This window comes from Micromonospora parathelypteridis (assembly GCF_014201145.1).
Taxonomy (GTDB): Bacteria; Actinomycetota; Actinomycetes; order Mycobacteriales; family Micromonosporaceae; genus Micromonospora; species Micromonospora parathelypteridis.
This window is the reverse complement of sequence record NZ_JACHDP010000001.1, coordinates 4,172,088-4,195,802: the sequence shown is the minus strand read 5'-3', so window position 1 is coordinate 4,195,802 and position 23,715 is coordinate 4,172,088. Positions and strand designations below refer to the sequence as shown.

The following is a 23,715-nucleotide window of genomic DNA, read 5'->3' as shown; positions in this document are numbered from 1 at the left end:
TCTCCCTGCCAATCAGTTACTTCGCGACGGCTGCGGCGACCTTGCTGATCGGCTCGGCGAGGGCGTTGATGCCGTCGGAGAGCTCCTTGAGCTCGGTCTTGCTCAACGCGGTGTGCAGCTTCCACCCGTCGCCGTCGCGGTGCTTGCCGAGCAGCGCCTCGACGTTGGCGAACTCGGTGTCCAACTGCTTGACCAGCTCCGGCGCGCGCTGCTCCAGCGCGGGGCGGAGGGCGGACACGGCGGCCTTGGAACCTTCGAGGTTGGCGGCGAAGTCCCACAGGTCGGTGTGCGAGTAGCGATCCTCCTCGCCGGTGATCTTGCCGCTGGCCACCTCGTCGAGGAGTTCCTTCGCGCCGTTGGCGAGTTGGAGCGGGGAGAGCTTTTCGGCGTTGGCCTTCGCCACGATCTCCTTGACGTCCACCAGCAGGCGGTCGGCGATCGGGCCGTCCTTGCTGATGTCACCGGACTGCCACAGGTCCTTCTCGATCCGGTGGAAACCGGTGAACTCCATCCCCTCCTCAATGACCTCCTCACGGCCATCGATCTTGGGGTCAAGGTCGCCGAAAATCTCGGCCACCGGCTCGATCCGCTCCCAGTAAGTACGCGCCACCGGGAAGAGCGCCTTCGACTTCGCCACGTCACCGGCCTTGACCGCGCCGACGAACTCCTCGGTCTTGTCGAGCAGGGCAGCGGTCTGGCTCTTCACGTAACGCTGGTAGTTCTCGGTCGCGTCGGCCAACGCGGCATCGGCGGTGAGCGGCTGCGCCGACCCGCTGACCTTGAGCGCACCCCGGATGCCCTTACCGCTCATCCCGGGCTTGCAAGCCGTCTGATACGTCCCGGCCGGCAACTCCACGTGCAGCTCACGGCTCAGCCCGGGGGCGATGTTCTCCACCTCACCCATAACCCGGTCGCCGTCGGCATACACGTAGAACTCGGTCACCTTCGCACCCGAATTAGTGATCTTGAAGGTCGCGGTACCCGCACCCAGGTCGGTCGAACCGACCTCACAAGCGGTGTCGCTGGCCTTGACCGCGATCGGGCCACCGGCCCCAGCCGCGTCACCCTTGTCGGAGTCCGAACAGGCGGTCACACCGGCCGTCGCCAGCACACCGGCAGCAGCCAACGCGAAAAATCGGGGGGTACGCATCTGAACTGTCTCTCCTCGTGGGGTCAGGCCCGCTGCGGCGTGGCCTCGGCCTCGGCCTCGGCCTCGGTGCCGGTGTCGGCCCCGCGCTCGGTGACGGTGGTGGTGGTCGCGGTGGGTGCCGGCTTACGCCGGGCCGGTCGCAGGAAGAGCAGAAGGACCGGCACTGCGTACGCGACCCAGGCAATCGTCTCCAGTACGGTGGGCGCGGGAGTCACGTTGAACATGCCGGCCAGCAGGGCGGCGTACCAGGTGGTCGGGTCGAGCGTGCTGGTGATGTCGAAGGCCAGATCGTTCAGGCCGGGCAGGACACCCGCCTCCTGGAAGTCGTGCACGCCGTACTTGAGGATGCCCGCGGCGACCAGGATCAGCAGCGCACCGGTCCAGGTGAAGAACTTGCCCAGGTTGATCCGCAGCGCGCTGGCATACAGCAGCACGCCGAGCACCACCGCGGTGACGATGCCGCCAATCAACGCGAGCAGCGGCCCACTGTCGCCGGCCGCGCCCTGAGCAGCCGAGTAGAAGATCAGCGCGGTCTCCAGGCCCTCCCGAACCACCGCGAGGAACGCCATGCCAGCGACCGCGAGCGACCCGACAGCCAACGCCTCGGTGAGCTTGCCCCGCAACTCACCCGCGATGCTCCGGGCGGCCCGGCGCATCCAGAAGATCATCCAGGTGACGAAGACGACAGCGGCGACGGAGGTGATCGCCTCGAACAACTCCCGGTCCTCGGAACGGGACAGCAGCGAGGTCGACGTGTACTCGATCAGCCAACCGAACAGCACCGACAGCGCCACGGCCAGACCGACGCCCGCCCACACCTGCGGCAACCGATCCCGACGCTGCGACTTCACCAGGAACGCGACGAGGATGCTCACCACCAGCGTGGCTTCCAGGCCTTCCCGCAGACCGATCAGGTAGGTGGCGAACATCCGGGGCTCCGAGTTCGTTAGGAACGCCTCAGCTAACTTAGGGCAGGCATACCTTGCTCCCTGCTCAGGGGCCTCGTCAAGTCGTTCACGACAAGCTCACTAGCCCTGCGACAGGGTCTCCCCGGCCGGCGACCAGCCGGCACCGTCCGGCTGTGGAAGGATCCCCGCCGTGAAGGGATTCCTGCCGTGGCTGACGGTGCTGGCCGTGGTGCTGCTGCTCAGCGCGCTGCGTCAGCGGGCGCTGGCCACCGCCGTGTCGCTCGGCTGGCTGGCCTGGTGCATCTGGACGTGGTTCCGCCCCACCCGCCGCGGCCCACGTTCCGGCTGAACCCGCCAATCGCAGAGCCGCAGACGACGAACCGGGCCGGCTGCGAACAGCCGACCCGGTCCGGAAGAACGTCGATCAGTAGCGGTAGTGATCCGGCTTGAACGGACCCTCGGTGGAGACACCCAGGTATGCGGCCTGCTCCTTGGTCAGCGTGCTCAGCTTGGCGCCGAGCGCGCCCAGGTGCAGCCGGGCCACCTTCTCGTCCAGGTGCTTCGGCAGCACGTAGACGCCGATCGGGTACTCCTCGGTCTTGGTGAACAGCTCGATCTGGGCGATCGTCTGGTTGGCGAACGAGTTCGACATCACGAAGCTCGGGTGCCCGGTCGCGTTGCCCAGGTTCAGCAGGCGGCCCTCGGAGAGCACGATGATGGCGTGGCCGTCGGCGAAGCGCCACAGGTCGACCTGCGGCTTGATGTTGACCCGCTCGACGTCGGAACGCTTGGCCAGACCCGCCATGTCGATCTCGTTGTCGAAGTGGCCGATGTTGCCGACGATGGCCTGGTGCTTCATCCGGGCCATGTGCTCGTTCGTAATGACGTCGAAGCAACCGGTGGCGGTGATGAAGATGTCCGCCTGCTCGACGATGTCGTCCAACGTGGCGACCTGGTAGCCGTCCATCGCGGCCTGCAACGCGCAGATCGGGTCCACCTCGGTCACGACGACCCGGGCGCCCTGGCCACGCAGCGACTCGGCGCAACCCTTGCCCACGTCGCCGTAGCCGAGCACGACGGCCATCTTGCCGCCGATCAGCACGTCGGTGGCCCGGTTGATGCCGTCGATGAGCGAGTGCCGGCAGCCGTACTTGTTGTCGAACTTGCTCTTGGTCACCGAGTCGTTGACGTTGATGGCCGGGAAGAGCAGAGTGCCCGCGCGGTGCATCTCGTAGAGCCGGTGCACGCCGGTGGTGGTCTCCTCGGTCACGCCCTTGATGCCGGCGGAGATCCGGGTCCAGCGCTGGCCGTCCTCGGCAAGCGAGCGGTGCAGCAGCTCCAGGATGACCCCGTACTCCTCGGAGTCGGCGGACTCGACCGGCGGAACCGCCCCGGCCCGCTCGAACTCGGTGCCCTTGTGCACCAGCAGGGTGGCGTCGCCACCGTCGTCGAGGATCATGTTCGGGCCCTGCCCGTCCGGCCAGGCCAGCACCTGCTCGGTGCACCACCAGTACTCCGGAAGGGTCTCGCCCTTCCAGGCGTACACCGGGACGCCGGCGGGCGCCTCGGCGGTGCCGTTCGGGCCGACGACGATCGCCGCGGCGGCGTGATCCTGGGTGGAGAAGATGTTGCAGGACGCCCAACGGACCTGCGCTCCGAGCGCGACCAGCGTCTCGATCAGGACGGCGGTCTGGATGGTCATGTGCAGCGAGCCGGTGATCCGCGCGCCGGCGAGCGGCTGCGCCTCGGCGAACTCCCGACGGATCGCCATCAGGCCCGGCATCTCGTGCTCGGCGAGCTGGATTTCCTTACGCCCGAACTCGGCGAGCGACAGATCCGCCACCTTGAAGTCGCCTTCGGCGAGCGTGCTCGGCCGGGCCTCGGACGGCGTACCGCTGGCGGACGCCGGGAGGGTGCTGGTCATGAAAGCTCCTGTCGAACGATGTCTACGCCGATCCTCCACCTTACGCGCGCCGCCGACGGGCAGCAGGGGGACGGTCCGCAGACAGCGCACGGGGCGGTCGGTAATGGACGGAATTCCCGCCCACGTCCCGCCCGCCCCGCGCATCCCCCCGGTTTGGTTCCCTCGCACGTTCTCGGACCGTCGTCGCGATAACGCTGCGTACTCATAGAGTCACACTCGGGCAAGGTGACGTCAAGCTATTCCGGAAAAGTCGGACTTGCGCCGTCGCCGGAACCTGTCCGTCACCGCAACCCGGAGGTCGCGACGTACCCCTCACCAGCGCCGCTGATCCGCAGCGGCTCGCCGGCCGCCGTACCGATCGCCGCCTCGCCGGAAGCCAGCGTCAGCGCGCCGGCACCGTCGTCCACGGTGATCGAGCCGCCACCACAGAGCACCACCCGGGGGCCGGGCAAGGGCAGCGTGACCGAGGGCACCGCCGCATCGACACGCACCCGGTGCAACGCGAAGTCGTCCACCGGCACGGGCCACCAGTCCAGACCCGGGCCGACCGGCTCCGCGGCGCGCACCGGATCGTCGAGCACCTCGAAGCGCAGCACCCGCAGCAACTCGTCGACGTCCACCCGCTTCGGGGTCAGGCCGCCACGCAGCACGTTGTCGCTGGCCGCCATGATCTCCACTCCACAGCCGCTCAGGTAGGCGTGCAGGTTGCCGGCGGGCATCCAGATCGCCTCCCCCGGCACCAGCCGCACGTGGTGCAGCAGCAGCGCCACCAGCGCACCCGGATCCGCCGGGTAGGCCTTGGCCAGCCGGCGGACCAGCTCCGCGTCCGGGCCGTCGGCCGACGCCGCCAGCACGGAACCCAGCAACTCGTCGCGCTCCGCGACCGGCCAGCCGAGCAGCGTCCGCACCGCCGTCCGCAACCCCGCCGGCCCGGCCCGCAACGCGGCAACCACCGGCGTCAATTTCGGTACGCCGAACGCGGCGAGCGCCTCGGCCGACTCGGCCGGGTCCCGGAAGCCACACAGCGCCTCGAACGGGGTGAGCGCGACCAGCAACTCCGGCTTGTGGTGCGGGTCGGAGTAGTTGCGCTCCCCCTGGGGGCGCCCCTGCTCCGCGGCGAATCCGGCCTTGGCCTGCTCCGCGGCGAAGCCGGCCTTGGCCTGTTCCGCGTCCGGGTGTGCCTGCAAACTCAGCGGAGCGTCGGCCGCGAGGACCTTGAGCAGGAACGGCAGCCGGCTGCCGAACCGCTCGGACACCCGCTGGCCGAGCCACTGCCCCGGCTCGTTCCGCACCAGGTCGCAGAGGCTCACCCGCAGACCGGCACGGTCCACTCTGGCCGGCGCGCCCGGATGGGCGCCCAACCACAGCTCCGCCTCCGGGCCGGCGCTGGGCACCGCCCGCCCCTGCAGGAGGGCGATGGCCGAGCGGGACCCCCAGGCGTAGTCGCGGATCGGTCCGTACAGTGGCTCCACCCGTCAGCCCTCGGGCCGCCGCGCCGTCTCGCCCGACGCATCCTGCGGCTGTGGCACGGCGGTGTCGGCGGCGGCGCCGGTGCCGGCCTCGGCGGCAGCGGCGCTGTAGACGTCCGGCTCCAGATAGATCACCCGGGCGATCGGCACCGCGGCGCGGATCCGCGCCTCCACGACGTTGATGCCGCGGGCCAGGTCGTGGGCGTTCTCCCATTCCGGTACGGCGATCTTCGCGGCCACCATCAGCTCTTCCGGGCCCAGGTAGAGCGTCTTCATGTGGATGATCCGCTCAACCTCGGGGCCGTCGATGACGGCCCGCTCGATGGCGGCCAACTCGGACGCCTCGGCGCCCTCACCGAGCAGCAGGCTCTTCGTCTCGACGGCAAGCACGATCGCGATGGTCACCAGCAGCAGGCCGATCATCGCGGTGCCGGCGGCATCCCATCGGCCGTTGCCGGTGATCAGCGTCATGCCGACACCGAACAGCGCGAACACCAGACCGACCAAAGCCCCGAAGTCCTCCAGGAGCACCACCGGCAGCTCCGGCGCCTTCGCCCGGCGGATGAAGCGCACCCAGGACTGGTTGCCCCGGATGTGGTTGGACTCCTTGATGGCGGTCCGGAAGGAGAACGACTCCATGATGATCGCCGCCACCAGCACGGCCACCGGCAACCAGTGCCAGGACTTGATGCCCTCCTTGTGGTCCCACTTGTGCCACGCCTCGTAGAGAGCGAACAGGCCACCGATGCTGAACAGCACGATCGACACGATGAACGCGTAGATGTAGCGCTCCCGGCCGTACCCGAAGGGGTGCTCCGGGGTCGCCGCGCGCTTCGCCCGCTTGCCGCCGAGCAGCAACAGGCCCTGGTTGCCGGAGTCGGCGACCGAGTGGACCGCCTCGGCCAACATCGACGAGGAACCGGAGAGCAGGAACGCAATGAACTTGGTGACGGCGATGCCGACGTTGGCCAGCAGGGCGGCGACAATCGCCTTCGTCCCACCGTTGGCGCTCATGCCACCGCTCCGCTTCGCTCGACGAAGCCGGCCGGTCCGCGCATGTCGCGCCGCCCCCTACGTACGTTCACTGGTTCGACAGCTCCTTCATTTCGGTGATGGCCGGAACGGCCATCGGGTCCAGCCCGTGGGCCAATGCAAGGTAGACCGAGGCGAAATCCGGTACCGCGATCAGCGAGGCCAGCCGCTCCAGCGCGGAGCCGCCCTCGGCGGTCACCACGTCGCACCGCACGCCGCGGCGCTCGGCGAGGGTCTGCACCGCGTCCGCGCGGCGCTCCTCGACGGCGAGCGGCTCGTCGGTGTCGTCCTCGGCGTTGAGCCCGCCGTCACGCAGCAGCACCAGCCGCAGGCGGGTGCCCTCGCCGTCGTCCTCCGCCGGGTCGGCGAAGATGTCCCGCTCGCCCTCGGCCAGGCCGCCGAAGACGCCGTCGAGCAGCCCGACCCGGCCCCGACCAGCCTCACCGAGCGCTCCGGTGACCACCGGGTAGCGGGCGTTGGCCGACAGGGTGTCGCCGAACCGGCGGGCGGCCACGGTGGCCAGCGGGGACGAGCCCCAGACGATCGGGATCGAGCCGGCCAGACCCAGGGCCAGCGACTTCGCCGGGTTGACGAAGGACTCCGCGGCGGACCGGCAGCGGTCGGCGTCCGCGTCGAGGCGGGCCGCGGTCTCCGCCAGGTCGGCCTCGTTGACCTTCACGAGCCCGAGGGAACGGGCCGCGAGCAGGACCGGCACGGTGAGCGCCCAGAGGCTGGCCCGGGCCGGGGCACGCCGGGGCACCGGGATGAACGGCGCGCGGGCCTGCTCGGCGATCGACTGCAACTGCGAGTCGGGGGCGCCCACGGCGACCAGCCGGGCACCGCGTCGGTGCGCCGCCTCGGCGGCGCCAAGCGCCTCCGGGCTACGACCGGACGCGCTCACCGCGATCACCACGTCGGCCGCGCCCACCCAACCGGGTACGCCCGCGCTGCGGTGCCCGATGATCGGGACCGGGCAGCGCGGCCCGGCGACCGTGGCCAGCACGTCTCCGGTACGCCCCGCGGTGCCGATGCCAGCGATCACCACGGCTCGTGGGCGACCGTCGTCGGCGAGCACCCCGAGGTTCGCCTCGGCGGCCAGTGCCGCGCTCTCGCGGACCTGCGCACCTGCCGACGCCGTGTGCCGGAGCATCCCGCCCGGGTCGTGCTCGGCCAGCGCGTCCGGGTTGTCCAGCAGGGCCTCGTCGGCATCGCGGCGTCCGCTGACCCCAGCCGTACCGTCGATCATGAGGACTGCCCGGGGCCGCCGCGTGCCTCGTCGAGCAGCAGCACCGGCACGTCGTCGCGGACCTCGAAGATCCGGCCGCACTCCGTGCAGGTCAACGTCTGCGCCTCTGCGTCGTAGGTGAGTGGGGCGTGGTGCGTGTCCGGGCAGGCGAGAATCTCGAGCAACTGCGGATCCAGGGCCATGGCACGGCTCCTTCCACGTGTGCGGCTTGACCGGCGGCGGTGCCGACCGGCGCTGGCGATCTTATCGGCGAACGCGGTCGAGCACGTCGTCCCGGAGCGATACCATCCGATCCCGCGTGGGTGCCTCGACGTTGAGCCGCAGCAGCGGCTCCGTGTTGGAGGCGCGCAGGTTGAACCAGGCGCCGTCGGGGAAACGCAGCGTCAGCCCGTCCATCTCGTCGGCCACCGCATCGGGGTACGCGGCCCGCACGTCGGCCACCGCCGCCGCCTGGTCGGCCACCGTCGAGTTGATCTCGCCGGAGGCGATGTAACGCTCGTACTCGCCGGCCAGCACCGACAGCGGCAGCGACTGCTCGCCCAACGCGGCCAGGGTGTGCATCGCCGCGAGCATGCCCGTGTCGGCGAACCAAAAGTCCCGGAAGTAGTAGTGCGCGGAGTGCTCGCCGCCGAAGACGGCGTTCGTCCGGGCCATCTCCGCCTTGATGAAGGAGTGCCCGACCCGGGCGACGACCGGCTGCCCACCGTGCTCACGGATGATCTCCGCAACCGCGCTGGAGGTGATCAGACCGTGGATCACGGTGGAACCCGGGTGCTTGGCCAGCTCACGCGCGGCGACGAGGGCGGTGATCGCCGACGGCGAGACCGGCTCGCCGCGCTCGTCCACCACGAAGCACCGGTCGGCATCACCGTCGAAGGCCAACCCGATGTCGGCCCCGTGTTCGACCACGGCGCGCTGGAGGTCGACCAGGTTCGCCGGGTCCAGTGGGTTGGCCTCGTGGTTGGGGAAGCTGCCGTCCAACTCGAAGTAGAGCGGCACGATCTCCAGCGGCAGGGGCGACAGGGCGGCGGCGCCCAGCACGGTGGGGACGGTGAAGCCACCCATCCCGTTACCGGCGTCGACGACGACCTTCAACGGCCGGATGCCCGAGAGGTCGACCAGCTTGCGCAGGTAGCCGGCGTAGTCGGGGAGCAGGTCGCGCTTGTCGGTCGGCCGGGTCGGCTCGCCGGCCGGGCGTGCTTCGCCCGAGTCCAGGAGGGCCTGGGCCCGCTCCCTGATCTCCGCCAGACCGCTCTCCTGACCGATCGGGCGGGCGCCGGAGCGGCACATCTTGATGCCGTTGTACTGAGCCGGATTGTGGCTGGCCGTGAACATCGCACCGGGCAGATCGAGCGAGCCGGAGGCGAAGTAGAGCAGGTCGGTGGACGCGAGCCCGATCTCGATCACCGAGCGCCCCTCCGCCCGTACGCCGGCGGCGAACGCGGCGGCCAGTCCGGGCGAGGTAGCCCGCATGTCGTACCCGACGACGACCGCGTCACCCGGCTCGTCGGTGGAGTTGAGCAGTTGGGTGAATGCGGCTCCCAGTGCCTCTGCGGCCCGCTCGTCCCACTGGTCCGGCACCGTCCCTCGGACGTCGTACGCCTTCACAATCTGGGACAGATCAGACACGTGTTCCACTCCTTGGCCGCAGTTAGACACCGAGCCTGAGCGTAACGGAGGGTCCGGCTTGCGCCTTGCTCAGCCGGGGAGCCGAGGCATGATCACGGTGTGACCGCCATCGTCGGTGGGCGGATCCCCAGGCAGCGGCCGGGTCCCCGGTGCCCCCGGCATGAGCTGCGTCGCCTCCGGGGAGGGACCGGGATCGTCTGGCCGGGCACCGTAGACCCCGCCGGCGGCAGGGCGCGGGGTCGGCACGGCGCCCCAACCGGCGGCCGGCGGCTGCTGGCCGTACACCTGACCAGGGCGACCGGGCGCGGCCGGTGACCCACCGCCGGCGCGGTAGGTGGTGCCGCCGGGGTTGCCCGGAAGGACGCCGGTCGGCTCGTCGGACGGCTTCCGATCCTGTCGCGAGCGACGGAACAGCAGCACGATGAGCAGCAACCCGATCGCCACCAGCACGATGCCGAAGATCATCACCGGCGACTTGCCGCCGGACGATTCCGCAGCGGCTGCCGAGGCGTCCGGCGCACCGGACACGCCTCCCAGCGCCGCTGGAGTCACCACCTCGTCGACGATCGCCGCCTCGGTCGGAGTCGGGGTCGGCGTCGCCTTCTTCGACGGCGTCGGAGTCGGCGTGACCCGCGCGCCGGTCACCTTCGCCGTGTCGCTGCCCCGGCCCAGCTCCTGACCCGTCAGGCTGACGCCCGCGCCGGTGACGACGAGCCCGCCACCAGGGGTGCCGGCGGCGAACGCCACCCGGTACCGCACCGTGATGCCCTTGCCCTTGCAGAGGGTCGGCTTCGACGGGGACGTCTGCGCGGTCGCCACGCTGCCGCCACCGCCGGAGACTGCCACCGGCAACCAGCGCCCACCCGCGTTGACCTCGACCTTCACCTGGTCCGCCTGCAGATCTCGAAGGCGCAGACCCAGCGCGGTACGCAGCAGGACGCACCCATCGGTGCGCTTACGCACCGCGACGTTCACCCCCTGTGGGGATCCGCCGGCGGCGAAGCTGCTGGCCGCACCCACCCGGACCGAGTCGTCGTCGGCCAACGCCGGGGACGCACCGAGCATCACCAGGCCGCCCACCAGACCGCAGACCGCCGCGAGCTGTGCCGCGCGTCGACGCACCGTCATGATCACCTCGCCGTTCTCCCCGGGTGGGGTCCGCGGGTCAGGCTACTACCGGCCCACCCGCACTGCCGGTCATAGAGCGGCCCAGATGTGTGCCGCGTTACGCTTTGCGGCCCGGCCCGCCGACCTGCTCTTGGGGCGGTCTCTCCGCGCCCCCGGCACCGCCCGAGCATGATCCACTCAACATCGGCGACGTGGGGCTATCCCCGTCCTTGGATGCCCCAACATCGCCGATCCGGAGTCGATCACCCTCCGTGCGGCCGGTCGGGGTGATCCCCGCGCGGTCGATCCGTTCCGCGCGGTCAGCCGGGGGGTCCGTGCGGTCAGTCGGGGTGTTCCGTGCGGGAGAGGGCGTCGCGGCAGAGTCGGTCGGCGGTGCGGGTGGTCTCCGGCAGTCGGAACCGTGGGGTGAGCGCGAGCACCTGCGCGGTCGCGTTCGCCAGACTCATCCGATGGCCGACGCTCACGAAGACCGGCTTCACCCCGTCCCGCGTCCGCAACACCCGGCCGACGACGTCACCGCCGTCGCGCAGCGGTGACCAGGCACCCCGCTCGACGGGCGGCGGATCCCACGTCCCGACCAGCGGAGTCTTCCCCACCCCGATCGCGGGCAACCCGGTAACCACCCCGAGGTGGCAGGCGAGCCCGAACCGGCGCGGATGCGCCAGCCCGTGCCCGTCGCACACCAGCAGGTCCGGAACCGTGGTCAGCCGGTTTAACGCGGTGAGCAGCGCGGGCAACTCCCGGAAGGCGAACAACCCCGGCACATAGCCGAACGCGGGCCGTCCCACACCGACCGCGGAATCCACCACCGTCAGGGTCCGGGCATCCAGCACCGTCACGGCCGCAGCCAGAAGGTCACCCCCCGGGGAGTACGCGACGTCCAGGCCGGCCACCGTCGCCGGCGCGCTCGGCCCCGGCCCAACCAGGTCGACCAGCGGCCGCAACTCCTCCTGTACGACCACAGCCTGCTCTTCCGTCAAGCCATCCCATGATCCACTCGACATCGCCGACATGGGGCTATCCCCCGGCCGCTGATACCGCAATGTCGCCGAACTGGAGTCGATCACGCTCGACCCACGCCGTCTGCGCCGTCGGGCCAGGTCGCTCGGCTCCTCCGGCCGGCAGAGCCATCGGCGCCGCCGCCGGAGGCACTGCCGCCCATGCCTAACTGGCTGGAGGCACCGCCCAGGACGTTACGGGCAGGGGCACCGCCCGGGGCACCCTGATCGGATGGACTATCCGGACGGTCCTGGGTGGAAGTGATACCCGGGCCACCACCATCCGCCAAGCTGGCTTCGTAGCCGGCGGCGCCGGCGGCAAGCATCATGCGAAAGGCCGTCTCGTCCGGCAGCGCCGGAACACCAGTGATGGCCTGGGCCACCTGCTCGGCCCTCATCCGGTTGACACTCTCATAGCGGTCCAGGTTGCGATAGTCGTCCAGAAAGCGTGTGACCAAACCTGGGTCGTACGCCCATGCCCCGCGCCGGTGATCCCACAGAAGCGCCTCACCTTGGCCTGGGTCGATCACAAAGAGCCCCGCTGGGGCCGTGCTCTGGTCGGTCCTATAGATCAGGTAGTACGAGAGCGCTCGGCTCACCCAACTCACCGCCAACCTGGGTCTGCACCTGATCAACGCTCTACGCCGTGGCTATATCGGGGTCCGCGCCAGGATCACCGGCCGCGCGGAGCTGCTCCTCGAACATTACGAATGTCCGACTCCGGATTCCGCGAATAATGGCCTGCTCGCTTGGCGTCTCGTGACGCGCCTCGGCATCTGCCAGATCCTCGATCGCCCGCACCGTGTCATAGAGCGCGAAGATGGGCCCGTCACCCTTGAGGTGATGAGCCCGGAACGCCTCTACCTCCTGCACGAAGTCCTCCGCCGTCCGGCTGAATACATCTCCCCCGATGTCAAACACAATCTCGGTAAAGAGGTCGTTCTTCTCCTGCCATCCCCCAGTATCGATGGAAATCCGCCAAACCCTCGCGCCGCCGTCGGGCGTTCCCACGATTTTTACCGGCGACTGGTAGTAGAGGTAGTAAGACGGAAGCACCAAGCCTGGCATGTCGGCCATCAAACGTCCCCCTCGTGGGTCGACTGCAACGCCTCCCAGAACAACTGTTGCTCGCGACGAAGGATCCCATCTGCGATCGCTCCCTCGCGTTTCGTCAAGGCCCGACCCTCGGCTCGAGCCAAGGCATCTACATCACGGCGCACCTCATACAGCGCATGCTCCCAGACCGCTACCGCGTCGAGCGCGGCCAGGTGCAGACGGAACTCGGCAAGATGCTCGTTCCGCGTCCGAAGTACGAGTTGCACATCTCGGTAGCCACTGTCCTCGGGAGATATGAACCGGTCCTGGCAACTCACGATCACAACGTCCGGGTGATCGCGTATTCGCCCGAGCGCGGCGTAGAGATCATCGAGTGATCGGAACTCGACCTTTGCGGCGGCGAGGTCGAGCAACTTCGACGCATCACCCTGATTCTTGTTCACCTTGTCCTCGGCTCGGCGTCGATCCTTTGGCTCAGGACGCCAGCCGGGCTCTCCAACACGATGACCATGCACCTGTGCCAGGGACACCGCAAGTTCATTCAGATCCACCTGCGCCACGGCTGCCGCCGCGTAGAGATCGTCGAGGTAGCGCCTCCGGTAGGCCTCGTCACCACGCCGGAGGTCGTCGAATCCCGCCTGTGCGACCGGCCCCCGACGCACCCGAATGCTGGCGCTGATCCTCAACTGCTCGTCGGTGAGGGGTGTTGGCGCTGGCCGAGGTACTTGCCTGTCGGCCGGCTCCCGCTCGACAGCCTCTTGCTGGGCGACGTCGTCGAGCACCTCGGCGAGGACGTCGATAGCCTGCTGATGACCGCTCAGGTGATAGAGAGTCAACGGGCGAGCGGTCAGCGAGTTCGCAAGTTCGGGCGTGGACAGGATCATGCGCGCCAGGTCTGGTTGCCGGACCAACTGCCGGACCAGACGCTCGGCCAGTTCCGGCTCGTTCGCTGGTGGTTCCCGGCGGGCGCCGTCGAGCATGTCGCGGACCCGACCGTCGGCGAACAATCGCACCACGTCCCGGGCGGACGCGTCGTCAAGATCCGACACCAGCCGACGGAGGGTAGGCGGGTCGACCACCGTTGCGAATTCGGCGGGACTCACTCCGGCCGCGAAGATCTCGTCCAGGCTGCCGGCCATCGAGACGACCCGGGCCGGGCTGTCACTTGGTGAACGCTGACCCGGAGCAGTGCCGGATGACCTGTCGACAGGCTCGCCACCCTTCGGTGGCGAAGCCGACCCGGGGCCGTCCAGCAGCAGGTACATCCGGTTGATGTACGGGTCGCCGTGGCTGCCGTTGTCGTACGCCGGCGGGTGCTCCGGCAGGTCGGGCCGCTCGCTGAACCGGCCTCGGGGCAGCCCGCCGAGTGGCATCGGCCGGCCGTCTCCGCTCAGCAGCAGCGCGTCGATGCCGACCACGTCGGGGTACAGGGGTCGGTCCCGGATCAGGCTGTTCTGCGGGTCGACGTAGAGCACCGTGCCGTTCTGGTTGAGCGCCACCCAGGCGTGTGAACCGCCGTGTGGCGACTCGGTGACCAGGAACGCGTAGCTGCCGTGGCCTCCCAGCAGGAGTTGGTCGTGCAGGTTGCGGTAGCCCCGGTCGGCGACCTGCCGGGCCTGCTCGGCGTGCGGACGTTCCCCGGACGACGGGGCGAGGAGTTGCTGGAAGCGTCCGCCGGTCACGTCCTCGACCCGGCCCGGGCCGCCCGCCTCGCCACGGATCGGGCGGCGAATGTCGCCGTCCAGGTAGCCGTCGAAGGTGCGCGGTGCCGACACCCGGGGCCGCCCGTGCACCCACGTCTCGAACATCGACAGTGTGCAGTCGAGGCAGTTGATGCCTCGGGTGGCGTCGGCTCGGGGACCTCCGTCGTTCAGGAGCCGGAACCAGGTGCCCTGTCGGGGGTCGGCGGTGCGGGTGACGGCGCCGTCCGGGTCGCGGGGCATCTGGCGTTCGACGTCGACCTGGTGCAGGGCTAGTGGTGGACGCAGTCCTCCGGGCTGTCCGTACGGCCGGGAGTCGTCGATCGGCGGGGGTACGTCGTCGCCGGTGAGCCGGGACGGGCCGGTGGTCTCCACCGCGCCGAGTGCGAGCGCGCCCACATCCCTGTTGGCGTGCTCGAAGACGGCGGCGCCGATGTCCACGACCGCGGGCGCAGTGGTGCCGGCCAGCACCGCGTCTGCCAGGTCACGCCACTGGGCGTACGCGCGTGTCTCATCGTTCGCGGCCCGCTGCCACCCGTCGGCCCAGTGTCGGTGACCGGCTTGGTGCAGTTGTCGGGCGTAGGTGGCGTACTCGATGGCCCTGCGATCGTGCTCGGCGGCCCGGGCGCGTAGTCGGGTGGCTTCTGCCTGCCGGCGGTTGTGCTCGAACCCGGTCCGCTGCGATTCGTAGTGGCCCTGGTAACGCCGCCGCTCGGCGGCTTCGGCTTCGGCGGCCCACTGCGCCGCGTACGCGGCGTTGGTCTCGGTCGCGGACACCGACGTGTCGCCGAACGCCGCCACGTCGACGGGGATCGACGCTCGCCCCCGAGCCGGATGGGGAGGTGCGAGCACCTCCCGCGTCGGGATGCGCGAGGGTACGGCGAATCGGCCCACGACCGGTGGGGTGGTGCTGACCGGCGGCGGGCTGTTGGTGGTGGTCGGGGCAGCGAAGGTGACAGGCGTTGTCGGGCCGGTGCCGGTCGACGGAGACCAGGCGACCGGGCCGGAGGCGGTGGCGTGCTGCGAGTTGCTGAGGTGGCCCGGCGCAACACCGGTGGCCGGTTCAATGGACCCAACCACGGGTGCCGGCGCGGCCACCGACGAAAGCCTCGGATCAGCAGCCACCGACGAAAGCCGCGGGTCAGCGGCCACCGACGACATACTCGGATCGGCCGCCGCCGACGAGAGCCTCGGATCAGGCTGCGACGACGACAGCGCGGGGTCGGCCGCGACCGGGGTGCCCGCCCTCTCCGCCAGAGGCCCCTCCGCCGTCGGCATCACCTCCGGCGAGCGCACCGAACGGTCAGCCGTGTCCAGTCTGGACGCACCATCGACCGGCGACGACGCGTTCACATCGACAGCCGTGGAGGGCGGAAGCTCGGCCCGCGACGACAGCTCCACGCCCGAGTACGCCTGCGTAACGGCGGGTACCGGCGCCCCGTGAGCGGGCGGCGGCGCCGCGACGTCGGCCGTCGCCTGCACCGGAACGCCCGAGGACGGAACCACCCCACCAGTCCCGACCGGCTGCGAGCCGGCCGCGAACGCGGCCCCCGCCGAAGCGGATGCCCCGGAAGACGGGCCACCCACGGCGGGCGCTTCGAACGGGAGAGACGGGCCGGCGAGTGAGGCCCCGGCGAGGGCATTGGCCTGCGCGTCGAGCCGGGCGCGGAGCGCGTGGTCGGTCTGGCCGGTCGCCGAACCGGTGGCCCCGGAGGCCGCGGCGCGCGCCACGTCCTCCATCGAGGTCAGGCCCTGTCCGGTGGCCAGGCTGGCAGCGCTGTCGGCGAGCACCTCGCCGGTCATCTCCCGCCCCAGGTGCTCCCCGACGCGCGCGGCCCGTCCGGTCGCGTGCCGACCCAGGCCGGCGAGCGGTGCCACCGCCCCGCCGGCCAGCCCGCCGACCGCCGACGCGCCGAGGTCGGTCAGGTCCAGGCCGTGGGCCCGCCCGGTGGAGTTCTGGTACGCCTGGGTCGCCAGGGTGACCCCGGCCTCCTCGGTGGCTTCCTCCAGCCCTTCACGGGCGGCCCGCTTGGTGAACCCACGCACGCCACCCTGGGCAACCTCCTTGGCCGCCCGCTCGCCGGCCTCCTTGAGCCCGTGTTTGAGGGATTTGCTGGCCAGTTGGCCCATCAACCGTTTGAAGATCTGTTGAACCAGCAGCCGGGTCGCGGTGATCGCCGCGCCGGCGGCGGGGGTTGCGGCACCAGCGGTGAGTATCGCCGCCACCGCCACCGAGAGCAGCTCGATGACCAGGATGCCCAGCTCGATCCAGACTTCCAGCTTGGCGCCCTCGATGTCACAGCCGCACTCCTCGACCAGCCGGCCAAGGTCGGCGGTGACGGCGAGCAGCACGGGCAGCGGAGCGTCGGCACCCTCGGCGATCCTCCGCCAGGCAGCCTCGAACGCCGCGTCGACTGCCCCTACACCGCCGTACCCGCTGTGCACCTCGATGGCTGCGGCGGCGGCATCGGTGTGCGGACCAGCGAGGACGGCGGCAACCCCGTACCACTGGTCGGCGACGTCCCAGACGGCCCGCTCGTTGCCCTCTGGCCACTGCACGCCGACCACCCAGTCGAGGGCCTCGTAGATCCAGCCCGGCACGTCCCAGGGCGCGTAGTCCAGTGGGTGTGGAATCGGGCTCGGCAGCACGCTCATCGAAGTCGCCAGCCGTCAGCGTTGGTCGGCGGCCCGGCCGAACCGGGCGGCGCTGGCCCCGTCGGTCTGCACGCTCGCGTCGACCGCTTGGACAACGTCGCTGCCCAACTCGGTGAGCCGGTGCCCGACACCCGCCCAGGCCCGCAGCACGGTCTGCTCGAACCCGCGGTAGTTGCGGTCGAACGCGGCGCCGATGTCGTCGCGACCCCAGGGCCGAGCCCCGCTGGCGGCCTCGATCGCACCGCCTTCCGCCGCTCGACGGGCCGTCACCGCCTCGCCGGCCAGTGCCAGGTCGGCGCCGCCCCGGCGGGCGCGGGACGGATCGAGCCAGAGCTGCCCGTCGGTCATGCCTTCCCCTCACCCCTGCCGAGCACGGCATCGGCCCGGCCGAGCAGCGCGGCGTAATCACCGGTGCGCAGGAAGTCCACCGACCCGGAGCCGGCCGGCATGGCCTCGGCGACCAGGTCGCGGGTGGCGTCGGAGGCGGCGGTCGCGGCGGCCCGGATCGTTTCGGTGATCTTTCGGCTGAGCGCCCCGGCGTCCCGATCGCGGTAGACGGTCGGCGCCAGCTCGACATCGATCAACTGGCCCTGGGCGCCCACCGTGGCGGTCACCTGGCCGTCGGCCGACCGTCGGGTCACCCGCAGCTCGGCGAGCCGCGCCTGCAGGGTGTCCAAACCGGACCTGAGCTGCTGGTATTGCCCATACACGTCGTCGAATCGGGCCCGTAGCTCGCGATTGGCGCCCCGGTCCGCGTGTTCGCTCACGGCCGCCCCTCCCGTCACCGTCGGTAGAGCGAAACAATACCGGCCGCCATCGATCCGTGTGGTCCGGTAGTTTCACTGTGTGATCGACCGTCTACAGGCAGAGCAACTCGCGGCCACCTGGGCCCGCCGCGACTCGCAGCGCCTCGGCCACGAATGCACAGCGATGGTCGACGAGTTCGACCTCGGCTACGTCATCACGTCGGTCGTGCCCACCGACGTACGCACGGTCCCCGGGGACCTGCCGACGACCGTCATCGACAAGCAGACCGGCAAGGTCACCACCTGGCCCCGGGTGCCGAGCACGGTGGTGGCGGAGATGTACCGGCGCAGCCAGCCCGCCGGGCCGACAGCTCCGCGCACTGTCGATCCATCGAGCCTGCTGGTCCGGGAAATCCATCGGATCGCCACTCCGAACACCGCCGCGCATCTGACCATCGAGGGTCGAATCTGGACGGCCCAGGGCACGAAGGCCGGTGTCCCACTGAACCATCACCCGCTCGTCCGCACCTACCTGGACCAGCTGCCCCCTGGCGATCTGGTTCGGGGTGGGGAAGCCCACGCCGAGCTGATCGTGGTCTCCGACGTCCTGCATGAGTACGACCACCGTCGCGCCGCCGAGGGCATCGCGCCGATGGGTCGGGCCGAGGCGGCGGCACTGCTGGAGGACGCCCGGTTCGAGATCTTCCGGATCCGTGAGCCGGGCGATCCGGCTGGTGGCCCCGCCGAGCGGCCCTGCGATTCGTGCATCAGCTTCCTGGTGCGGGCCAATGTCCTGCCGGAGTCGGCTCGGGCCTACACCGAGACCTGGCGCGCCCCGGCGGAGCCCGACCCTGATCCGGGGCGCTTTCCACCGGAGGTCGCCAACGCGCTGGTCGCGGCTGGTTGGCGACCGCACATCGGGGATCAGATCATGGCTGCCGCCGCCGTGCGGGACGTCACCGCGGTGCCGGGGCTGGCCCACCGGCACACGGTGTTTCCCGCCGCGGTGGAGGCGCTGACCGCGTTCCCCAGCCTGGTCGGTGCCCGGCGCGGCCGGGGCGAGCAGGTGTGGATCTCCCGATTCGACATCCGCCCGCACACCATCGCGCACACCGCCGACACGCTCGCGGACTTCGGGGCGGTGCTCGGCGTACGCCTCTTCCCGATCGGCACCGAACAACAGGACAGCATCCTGGCGGTGGACGAGCGGGGTCGCGTGTTCGCGCTCGATCAGGCCGGCGAGTGGTTCCTCGGCGACACCATCGACGCCGCGCTGACCACGCTGCTGCTCGGCCGCGCTCCCGCCCGGGTACGCGACGACGGCACCTGGCAGGCGGATTAGAGCCCAGCGTGAGGGGCCCCTGTTCGACAGGGGCCCCGCCAGACGTCAGCGCAGCACTTCCACCGTGTTGCGGCGGACCAGGTTCTTGCCCGGCTCGCGGATCTGCTCCATCGCGGCGGAGTTGAGCAGCACGCAACTGCCGGACGGGCCGGTCACCGTCACCGTGGTCGCCCGGTTGTTGTCCAGGTTGGTGACCCGCAGGCGCGTACCCACCGGGAACTGTCCGCTGGTCGCCGCCGGCACGCCACCCTCGGCGAAGAAGGTGATCGCCCCCGAGCAGGCCGAGCGGGGCGCCGGACCCGGCGCACCGGGGGACGCCGCACCGGGGCGGACCGTGCCGGCGGTCGGCTGCCCGGCCGACGGCGCCCCACCATCCAGCCGCTCCACCACGTTGCGACGGATCACGTTCTTGCCCGGCTCCCTGACCAGCTCCATGGCGGCCGCGTTGAGCAGCACACAACTACCCGACGGGCCGGTCACCGTCACCGTGGCCGCCCGGTTGTTGTCCAGGTTCGTGACCCGCAGCCGCGTACCCACCGGGAACCGGTCGCTGGTCGCCGCCGGTGCCCCGGCCTCCGCCGAGAAGGTGACCGAGCCGGAGCAGACGGACGACCGTGCCGGGGCGGTGCCGGCGAAACCGAAGCTGGTCCCCACCGCCACACCCGCCGCGGCGAGCACCGCCACGGTCGCCGCCAGCACGTGCCTGCGCTGCACCCTCATCGCCGTCACTCCCGTCCTCGGTGGTGTCCTTCACTCCCCTGGTACGGATGGGGGCGGCCTACCGTTCAGCCGGCACGGGTATCGATCGCGCGGCGGCCAGGTCCACCGGCCCGTACCGGGTGTGCGGCGCCCCGGTCATCAGCGCCCAGTAACGGTCGCCGTACGACCAGTGCCACCACTCGGTCGGGTAGTTCACCATCCCGGCTCCGCCGAGAGCGTCCACCATGATCTGCCGGTGCCGGCGGGCGGTGGCGCCGATCGTGGGTGCGTCGGTGAAGCAGGCGTCGTCGCTGTCCTCCGGGGTGGCGTCGATGGCCGTGCCCAGATCCAGTTCCACACCGTCGTCGGTGCACAGCGTCAGATCCACTGCCCCGCCCGTGCTGTGCGGGGCCACCTCGACCGGCGAGACGAACTTGGTGGTCTCCCGGTGCAGTCGCTCCGGGGACCAGTCCGGGTGCCGTCGGCGCAGCTCGTCCCGGTAGCCGGTGAAGATGGCCAACTGCGCCTGGTACGGCCGGTATCCCTCGACGACCAGCAGGCGCATCCCGTTGGGCAGGGCACGCTGCGCGGCCAGCAGGCGGTCGACGACTCCGGCGCGCAGCCGCGCGTACGCCCCGACGGGGTCGGCCGCGCGGCCGTCGAGCCGCAGCTCCGGCAGCTCGCGCAGGTCCAGCAACCCCTCGCCGTCGTCGGCGCTGGGCACGGCCGCCACCCGAGGGTCCGAGAGCAGGATCATCGGACGGCCCCCACGGTGGTCGCGGGCCGTTCCGCATACCGGGTACGGGCCAACGCGACGAGTCGGTCCACCACCTCGCGATAGCTGACACCGACAGCCGCCCACACCTTCGGGTACATCGAGTGCGCGGTGAAGCCGGGCATGGTGTTCAGCTCATTGACGTACACCTCGCCGGTCGTCTCGTCGTAGAAGAAGTCGACCCGGGCCAGACCCCAACCGCCGATCGCGGCGAACGCGCGCAGCGACAGGTCGCGGATCCGCGCGGTCACCTCGTCCGGCAGGACGGCGGGAACGATCATCGGGTCGGCGTCGCCGAAGTACTTCTGCTGGTAGTCGAACCAGCCGCCGGCGACCCGCACCTCGCCCACCGCCGACGCCTCGGGGCGCCAGCCACCGAGCACCGCGCACTCCAACTCCCGGCCGGTGACGCCCTGCTCGACCACGACGTGCTGGTCGTGGCGAAGCGCCTCCTCCACGGCGGCGCCCAGGTCGTCGCCCTCACCGACCCGGGAAATGCCGATCGAGGAACCCATGCTGGCCGGCTTGACGAAGAGCGGCCGGCGCAGCCCGAGGACCAGCTTCTCCGGGTCGTCCGCCGACCGGTAGGTGTGCGCGTCGAACGCGACGTACGGGGTGACCGGGATGCCCTCCGCGCGCAGCGCCCGCTTCATCGCCACCTTGTTCATGCCCACTGCGGAGGCGAGGATGCCGCACCCGACGTACGGCACGTTCAGGGACTCCAACAGCCCCTGCACCACACCGTCCTCGCCGAACGGGCCGTGCAGCACCGGGAAGACCACGTCCAGCTCGGCGTGCACCGCGCCAGGGGCGTTACCGGCGGCCACCTGCACGACGCCCGGACGCGGACCGGCCCGCAGCTCGACGGCCGGCCCGGTCACCAGCAGGCGGTCGTCGATGGCCCGCTCGCCGGCCGGCCGGTCGCGCAACTCGGCCAGCAGCGCGTCGGGCATCAGCCGGAACCCGCCGCTGCGGGTGACGCCGATGGCGACCGTACGGTAGCCGCCGCCGGCGAGTGCCCGGACCACCCCGAGCGCCGACGAGCAGGACACCTCGTGCTCCGCCGACGGTCCACCGAACAGAACCCCGATCCGAGTTGGCGCGCTCACGCCGCCACCCCTTCCACAGTCGTCACCTCGGCGGGCCGTTGGACCATCAACCGGGCCACCAGCGCCGCCTCCACGTTTCCACCGGTCAGCACCACGCCGACCGTCCGCTGCCGACCAGCCTCGGGCGCGAGCCGGAGCGCGCCGGCCAGACCAGCCGCCCCGGACGGCTCGGCAAGCACCTTCAGCTCCATCAGGATCAGCCGGAACGCCGCCCCGATCTCGTCGTCGTCGACCCGGACGACCCCGCGCAGCGCGTCGCGCACGATGGCGAACGGCAGCTCACCCACGCAGGACGGCCGCAGCCCGTCGGCGATCGTGGGCGCCGGCGTGACCGGGACGCGCTCACCGGCCGCCAGGCTGCGGGCGAGTGAGTCGCAACCCGAGGGCTCCACGCCGTACACCTCGATGCCGGTGCCGGCGGCGGCCAGGCAGGCGCCGGCCACCCCGCCACCACCACCGACCGGTACGACCAGCACGTCCAGCGGTGTGCCCAAGCGCTCGGCCTCCTCGATCAGCTCAAGGCTGGCCGTCCCCTGCCCGGCGATGACGTCCGGGTGGTCGTACGCGTCGACGACGGGATGACCGCTCTCGTCGCTGAGCCCGTTCGCCACCGCCACCCGCTCCTCGACAGCGGTGCCGGCGAACACCACCCGCGCCCCCGCCGCGCGGGCCCGGTCGACCTTCGTCGGTGCCGCGTCGACCGGCAGCACCACGATCGCCGCGAGCCCGTGCTGGCGGGCCGCCAACGCCACCGCCACCGCATGGTTGCCGGTGCTCTGCGCAATCACGCCGGTGTGGCCGGCCGTGGCGAGCCGGCCAACAGCCCGCAGCGCGCCACGCATCTTGTACGAACCGCCGTTTTGGAGGTTCTCCGCCTTGAACAGCACTCGCGCTCCGGCCAGACCATCGATCACCGGGGACCGCAGCACGGGGGTGCGGACCACGCGGCCGGCAAGCCAGCGGGAGGCCTCCTCGACATCGGCCCGGACCTGGCCAACGGTGCGTGACATCGTTTCTCCTTCGTGTGCGGGTGCGGTCAGCGCCGGTGCGGCGCGGGTAGGTCGAACAGCCAGCTCGCGCGGGCCGCCAGCAGTCCGCGGTGCAGCGCCAGGCTGAGCGCCAGCACCGCTGCGGTGAGCAGGACGGGGTAGCCCACCACCAGCAGCGCCCGGCCGGGTCCGGCCAGGTCGGCGACCGGACCGGCGAGCAGCCGGTGCAGCAGCGCGAGGACCGGCATGTGGATGACGTAGACCGGGAGCGTCCGGCGGCCCAGGGCAGCCAGGGCGCCGCCGATCCGGGGCCGGTCGGCCACCTGGGCAGCAGCGGTGACGCCGAACGCCACCGCGGCGAGGGACACCAGCAGGCCGACACCGAGCCACCGCCCGGCACCCGCCGCCACGGCGCCGAGCGCCACGGCGTACAGGGCGAGGGTCCACACCAGCCGTCGGCGGCTCGCGGTGCCGGCCCACCGTTGGACGTACGGCCGCAGGTGCAGGCCGGCAAGGAAGAACACCAGGTTCTGGTAGACCCCACCGCGGTTGCCGGGAGTGTCCAGCAGGCCGGCCGCGGCGATCGCCGACAGTACGCCGGCGGCCGCGATCAGCACTGCCGGGTGAACCCGGCGCAGCACCTTGGCCAGCACGAAGTAGAGGGCCAACGCGTACAGGTACCAGAGGTTGGACGGGGTGACGGTCAGCTGCGCCAGCAGGCCCTCGAGGTCGGTGGCGCGATCGGTGGGGAAGCCCGGAGCGAGGGCCAGCACGGCCGTGTGGATCAGCAGCCAGGTCGCGTAGAGGTAGAACAACCGACTGACCCGGGAGCGGCGCACCAAGCGCCACGGCCGGTGGACGGCGTTCGCGGCGAAGATCCCGGAGATCGTGAAGAACAGCGGCATCCGCAGCGGCAACAACTGCTCCCCGAGCAGCCCCCAGGCGCCCGGCACCGGCAACCCGACCCGCCAGTCGATCCGCAGGTAGTGCTTCACCACGACGTGCCAGAGCACCACGAGGATGAGACATCCGCCCTTGGCGACGTCGGCCCACACCACGCGCGCCGAGTGCGGGCTGGTGACAGGCGCGATTGGCACGGTTGTTCCGGTCGTCACGGGTCTCTCCTCTCTGTTTTCGGGCACACCGCAGGTGGGGTCCAG

At 71.0% G+C, this 23,715-nt stretch carries 22 protein-coding genes; 2 read left to right on the top strand and 20 right to left on the bottom strand.

Annotation, left to right across the window (positions count from 1 at the left end):
• Nucleotides 1-16 precede the first annotated feature (16 nt).
• Both efeO and efeU read right to left on the bottom strand, forming a co-directional pair.
• On the bottom strand, nt 17-1,150 hold the full coding sequence (efeO, locus tag HNR20_RS18980; protein ID WP_184181684.1) for an iron uptake system protein EfeO: 1,134 nt from the start codon (nt 1,148-1,150) through the stop codon (nt 17-19).
• A 23-nt stretch (nt 1,151-1,173) separates the two neighbouring features.
• On the bottom strand, nt 1,174-2,079 hold the full coding sequence (efeU, locus tag HNR20_RS18975) for an iron uptake transporter permease EfeU (protein ID WP_184181679.1): 906 nt from the start codon (nt 2,077-2,079) through the stop codon (nt 1,174-1,176).
• 169 nt (nt 2,080-2,248) lie between these two features.
• Here efeU and HNR20_RS18970 point away from each other — a divergent pair, with 169 nt between their 5' ends.
• Nucleotides 2,249-2,407: a hypothetical protein gene (locus HNR20_RS18970; protein ID WP_184181677.1), complete on the top strand. Its 159-nt coding sequence runs from the start codon at nt 2,249-2,251 to the stop codon at nt 2,405-2,407.
• Between the two features lie 75 nt (nt 2,408-2,482).
• Here the strand turns inward: HNR20_RS18970 and ahcY are convergent, their stop codons facing one another.
• From ahcY to HNR20_RS18905, 13 genes are all read right to left on the bottom strand, one after another.
• Nucleotides 2,483-3,982, bottom strand: a complete 1,500-nt coding sequence (gene ahcY, locus HNR20_RS18965) for an adenosylhomocysteinase (protein WP_184181675.1) — start codon at nt 3,980-3,982, stop codon at nt 2,483-2,485.
• Between the two features lie 281 nt (nt 3,983-4,263).
• Entirely contained in the window at nt 4,264-5,454 is a 1,191-nt protein-coding gene (gene manA, locus HNR20_RS18960; RefSeq protein WP_184181673.1) for a mannose-6-phosphate isomerase, class I, read from the bottom strand.
• 3 nt (nt 5,455-5,457) lie between these two features.
• Nucleotides 5,458-6,465: a cation diffusion facilitator family transporter gene (locus HNR20_RS18955; RefSeq protein WP_184181671.1), complete on the bottom strand. Its 1,008-nt coding sequence runs from the start codon at nt 6,463-6,465 to the stop codon at nt 5,458-5,460.
• A gap of 67 nt (nt 6,466-6,532) precedes the next feature.
• On the bottom strand, nt 6,533-7,729 hold the full coding sequence (locus HNR20_RS18950; protein WP_184181669.1) for an SIS domain-containing protein: 1,197 nt from the start codon (nt 7,727-7,729) through the stop codon (nt 6,533-6,535).
• Complete coding sequence (locus tag HNR20_RS18945) at nt 7,726-7,911, bottom strand: Trm112 family protein (RefSeq protein ID WP_091394023.1); 186 nt, start codon at nt 7,909-7,911, stop codon at nt 7,726-7,728. The genes HNR20_RS18950 and HNR20_RS18945 overlap by 4 nt, the downstream gene beginning before the upstream one ends.
• Before the next feature lie 61 nt (nt 7,912-7,972).
• Entirely contained in the window at nt 7,973-9,358 is a 1,386-nt protein-coding gene (locus HNR20_RS18940; protein ID WP_184181667.1) for a phosphomannomutase/phosphoglucomutase, read from the bottom strand.
• 69 nt (nt 9,359-9,427) lie between these two features.
• Entirely contained in the window at nt 9,428-10,486 is a 1,059-nt protein-coding gene (locus HNR20_RS18935; protein WP_184181665.1) for a hypothetical protein, read from the bottom strand.
• A 320-nt stretch (nt 10,487-10,806) separates the two neighbouring features.
• Complete coding sequence (locus HNR20_RS18930; RefSeq protein WP_184188684.1) at nt 10,807-11,490, bottom strand: endonuclease V; 684 nt, start codon at nt 11,488-11,490, stop codon at nt 10,807-10,809.
• A 59-nt stretch (nt 11,491-11,549) separates the two neighbouring features.
• Nucleotides 11,550-12,083 (bottom strand): hypothetical protein, encoded by a 534-nt coding sequence (locus tag HNR20_RS18925; RefSeq protein ID WP_184181662.1) that lies wholly within the window; start codon nt 12,081-12,083, stop codon nt 11,550-11,552.
• Between the two features lie 40 nt (nt 12,084-12,123).
• Nucleotides 12,124-12,561, bottom strand: coding sequence for a hypothetical protein (locus HNR20_RS18920; RefSeq protein ID WP_184181660.1), 438 nt, complete (start codon nt 12,559-12,561; stop codon nt 12,124-12,126).
• Complete coding sequence (locus tag HNR20_RS18915) at nt 12,561-16,895, bottom strand: toxin glutamine deamidase domain-containing protein (protein ID WP_184181658.1); 4,335 nt, start codon at nt 16,893-16,895, stop codon at nt 12,561-12,563. Before HNR20_RS18915 ends, HNR20_RS18920 begins: the two co-directional genes overlap by 1 nt.
• 15 nt (nt 16,896-16,910) lie before the next feature.
• A complete protein-coding gene (locus HNR20_RS18910; protein ID WP_184181656.1) occupies nt 16,911-17,243 on the bottom strand; it encodes a hypothetical protein in 333 nt (110 codons plus the stop codon).
• The gene (locus tag HNR20_RS18905; protein WP_184181654.1) at nt 17,240-17,662 is read right to left on the bottom strand and encodes a YbaB/EbfC family nucleoid-associated protein; all 423 of its coding nucleotides are present in this window, start codon (nt 17,660-17,662) and stop codon (nt 17,240-17,242) included. The genes HNR20_RS18910 and HNR20_RS18905 overlap by 4 nt, the downstream gene beginning before the upstream one ends.
• A gap of 79 nt (nt 17,663-17,741) precedes the next feature.
• Here HNR20_RS18905 and HNR20_RS18900 point away from each other — a divergent pair, with 79 nt between their 5' ends.
• Entirely contained in the window at nt 17,742-18,983 is a 1,242-nt protein-coding gene (locus HNR20_RS18900; protein WP_184181652.1) for an SUKH-3 domain-containing protein, read from the top strand.
• A gap of 45 nt (nt 18,984-19,028) precedes the next feature.
• Here HNR20_RS18900 and HNR20_RS18895 read toward each other — a convergent pair whose 3' ends face one another.
• Genes HNR20_RS18895 through HNR20_RS32390 form a run of 5 tightly spaced genes read right to left on the bottom strand, consistent with a single transcriptional unit; the run spans nt 19,029 to nt 23,670 of the window.
• Nucleotides 19,029-19,703: an RlpA-like double-psi beta-barrel domain-containing protein gene (locus tag HNR20_RS18895; protein ID WP_184181650.1), complete on the bottom strand. Its 675-nt coding sequence runs from the start codon at nt 19,701-19,703 to the stop codon at nt 19,029-19,031.
• 58 nt (nt 19,704-19,761) lie between these two features.
• Nucleotides 19,762-20,439, bottom strand: a complete 678-nt coding sequence (locus HNR20_RS18890) for a M15 family metallopeptidase (RefSeq protein WP_184181648.1) — start codon at nt 20,437-20,439, stop codon at nt 19,762-19,764.
• Nucleotides 20,436-21,566: a D-alanine--D-alanine ligase family protein gene (locus HNR20_RS18885; RefSeq protein WP_184181646.1), complete on the bottom strand. Its 1,131-nt coding sequence runs from the start codon at nt 21,564-21,566 to the stop codon at nt 20,436-20,438. The genes HNR20_RS18890 and HNR20_RS18885 overlap by 4 nt, the downstream gene beginning before the upstream one ends.
• On the bottom strand, nt 21,563-22,576 hold the full coding sequence (locus tag HNR20_RS32395; protein WP_229686979.1) for a threonine ammonia-lyase: 1,014 nt from the start codon (nt 22,574-22,576) through the stop codon (nt 21,563-21,565). Before HNR20_RS32395 ends, HNR20_RS18885 begins: the two co-directional genes overlap by 4 nt.
• A 26-nt stretch (nt 22,577-22,602) precedes the next feature.
• Nucleotides 22,603-23,670, bottom strand: coding sequence for an acyltransferase family protein (locus tag HNR20_RS32390; protein ID WP_229686980.1), 1,068 nt, complete (start codon nt 23,668-23,670; stop codon nt 22,603-22,605).
• Nucleotides 23,671-23,715 lie beyond the last annotated feature (45 nt).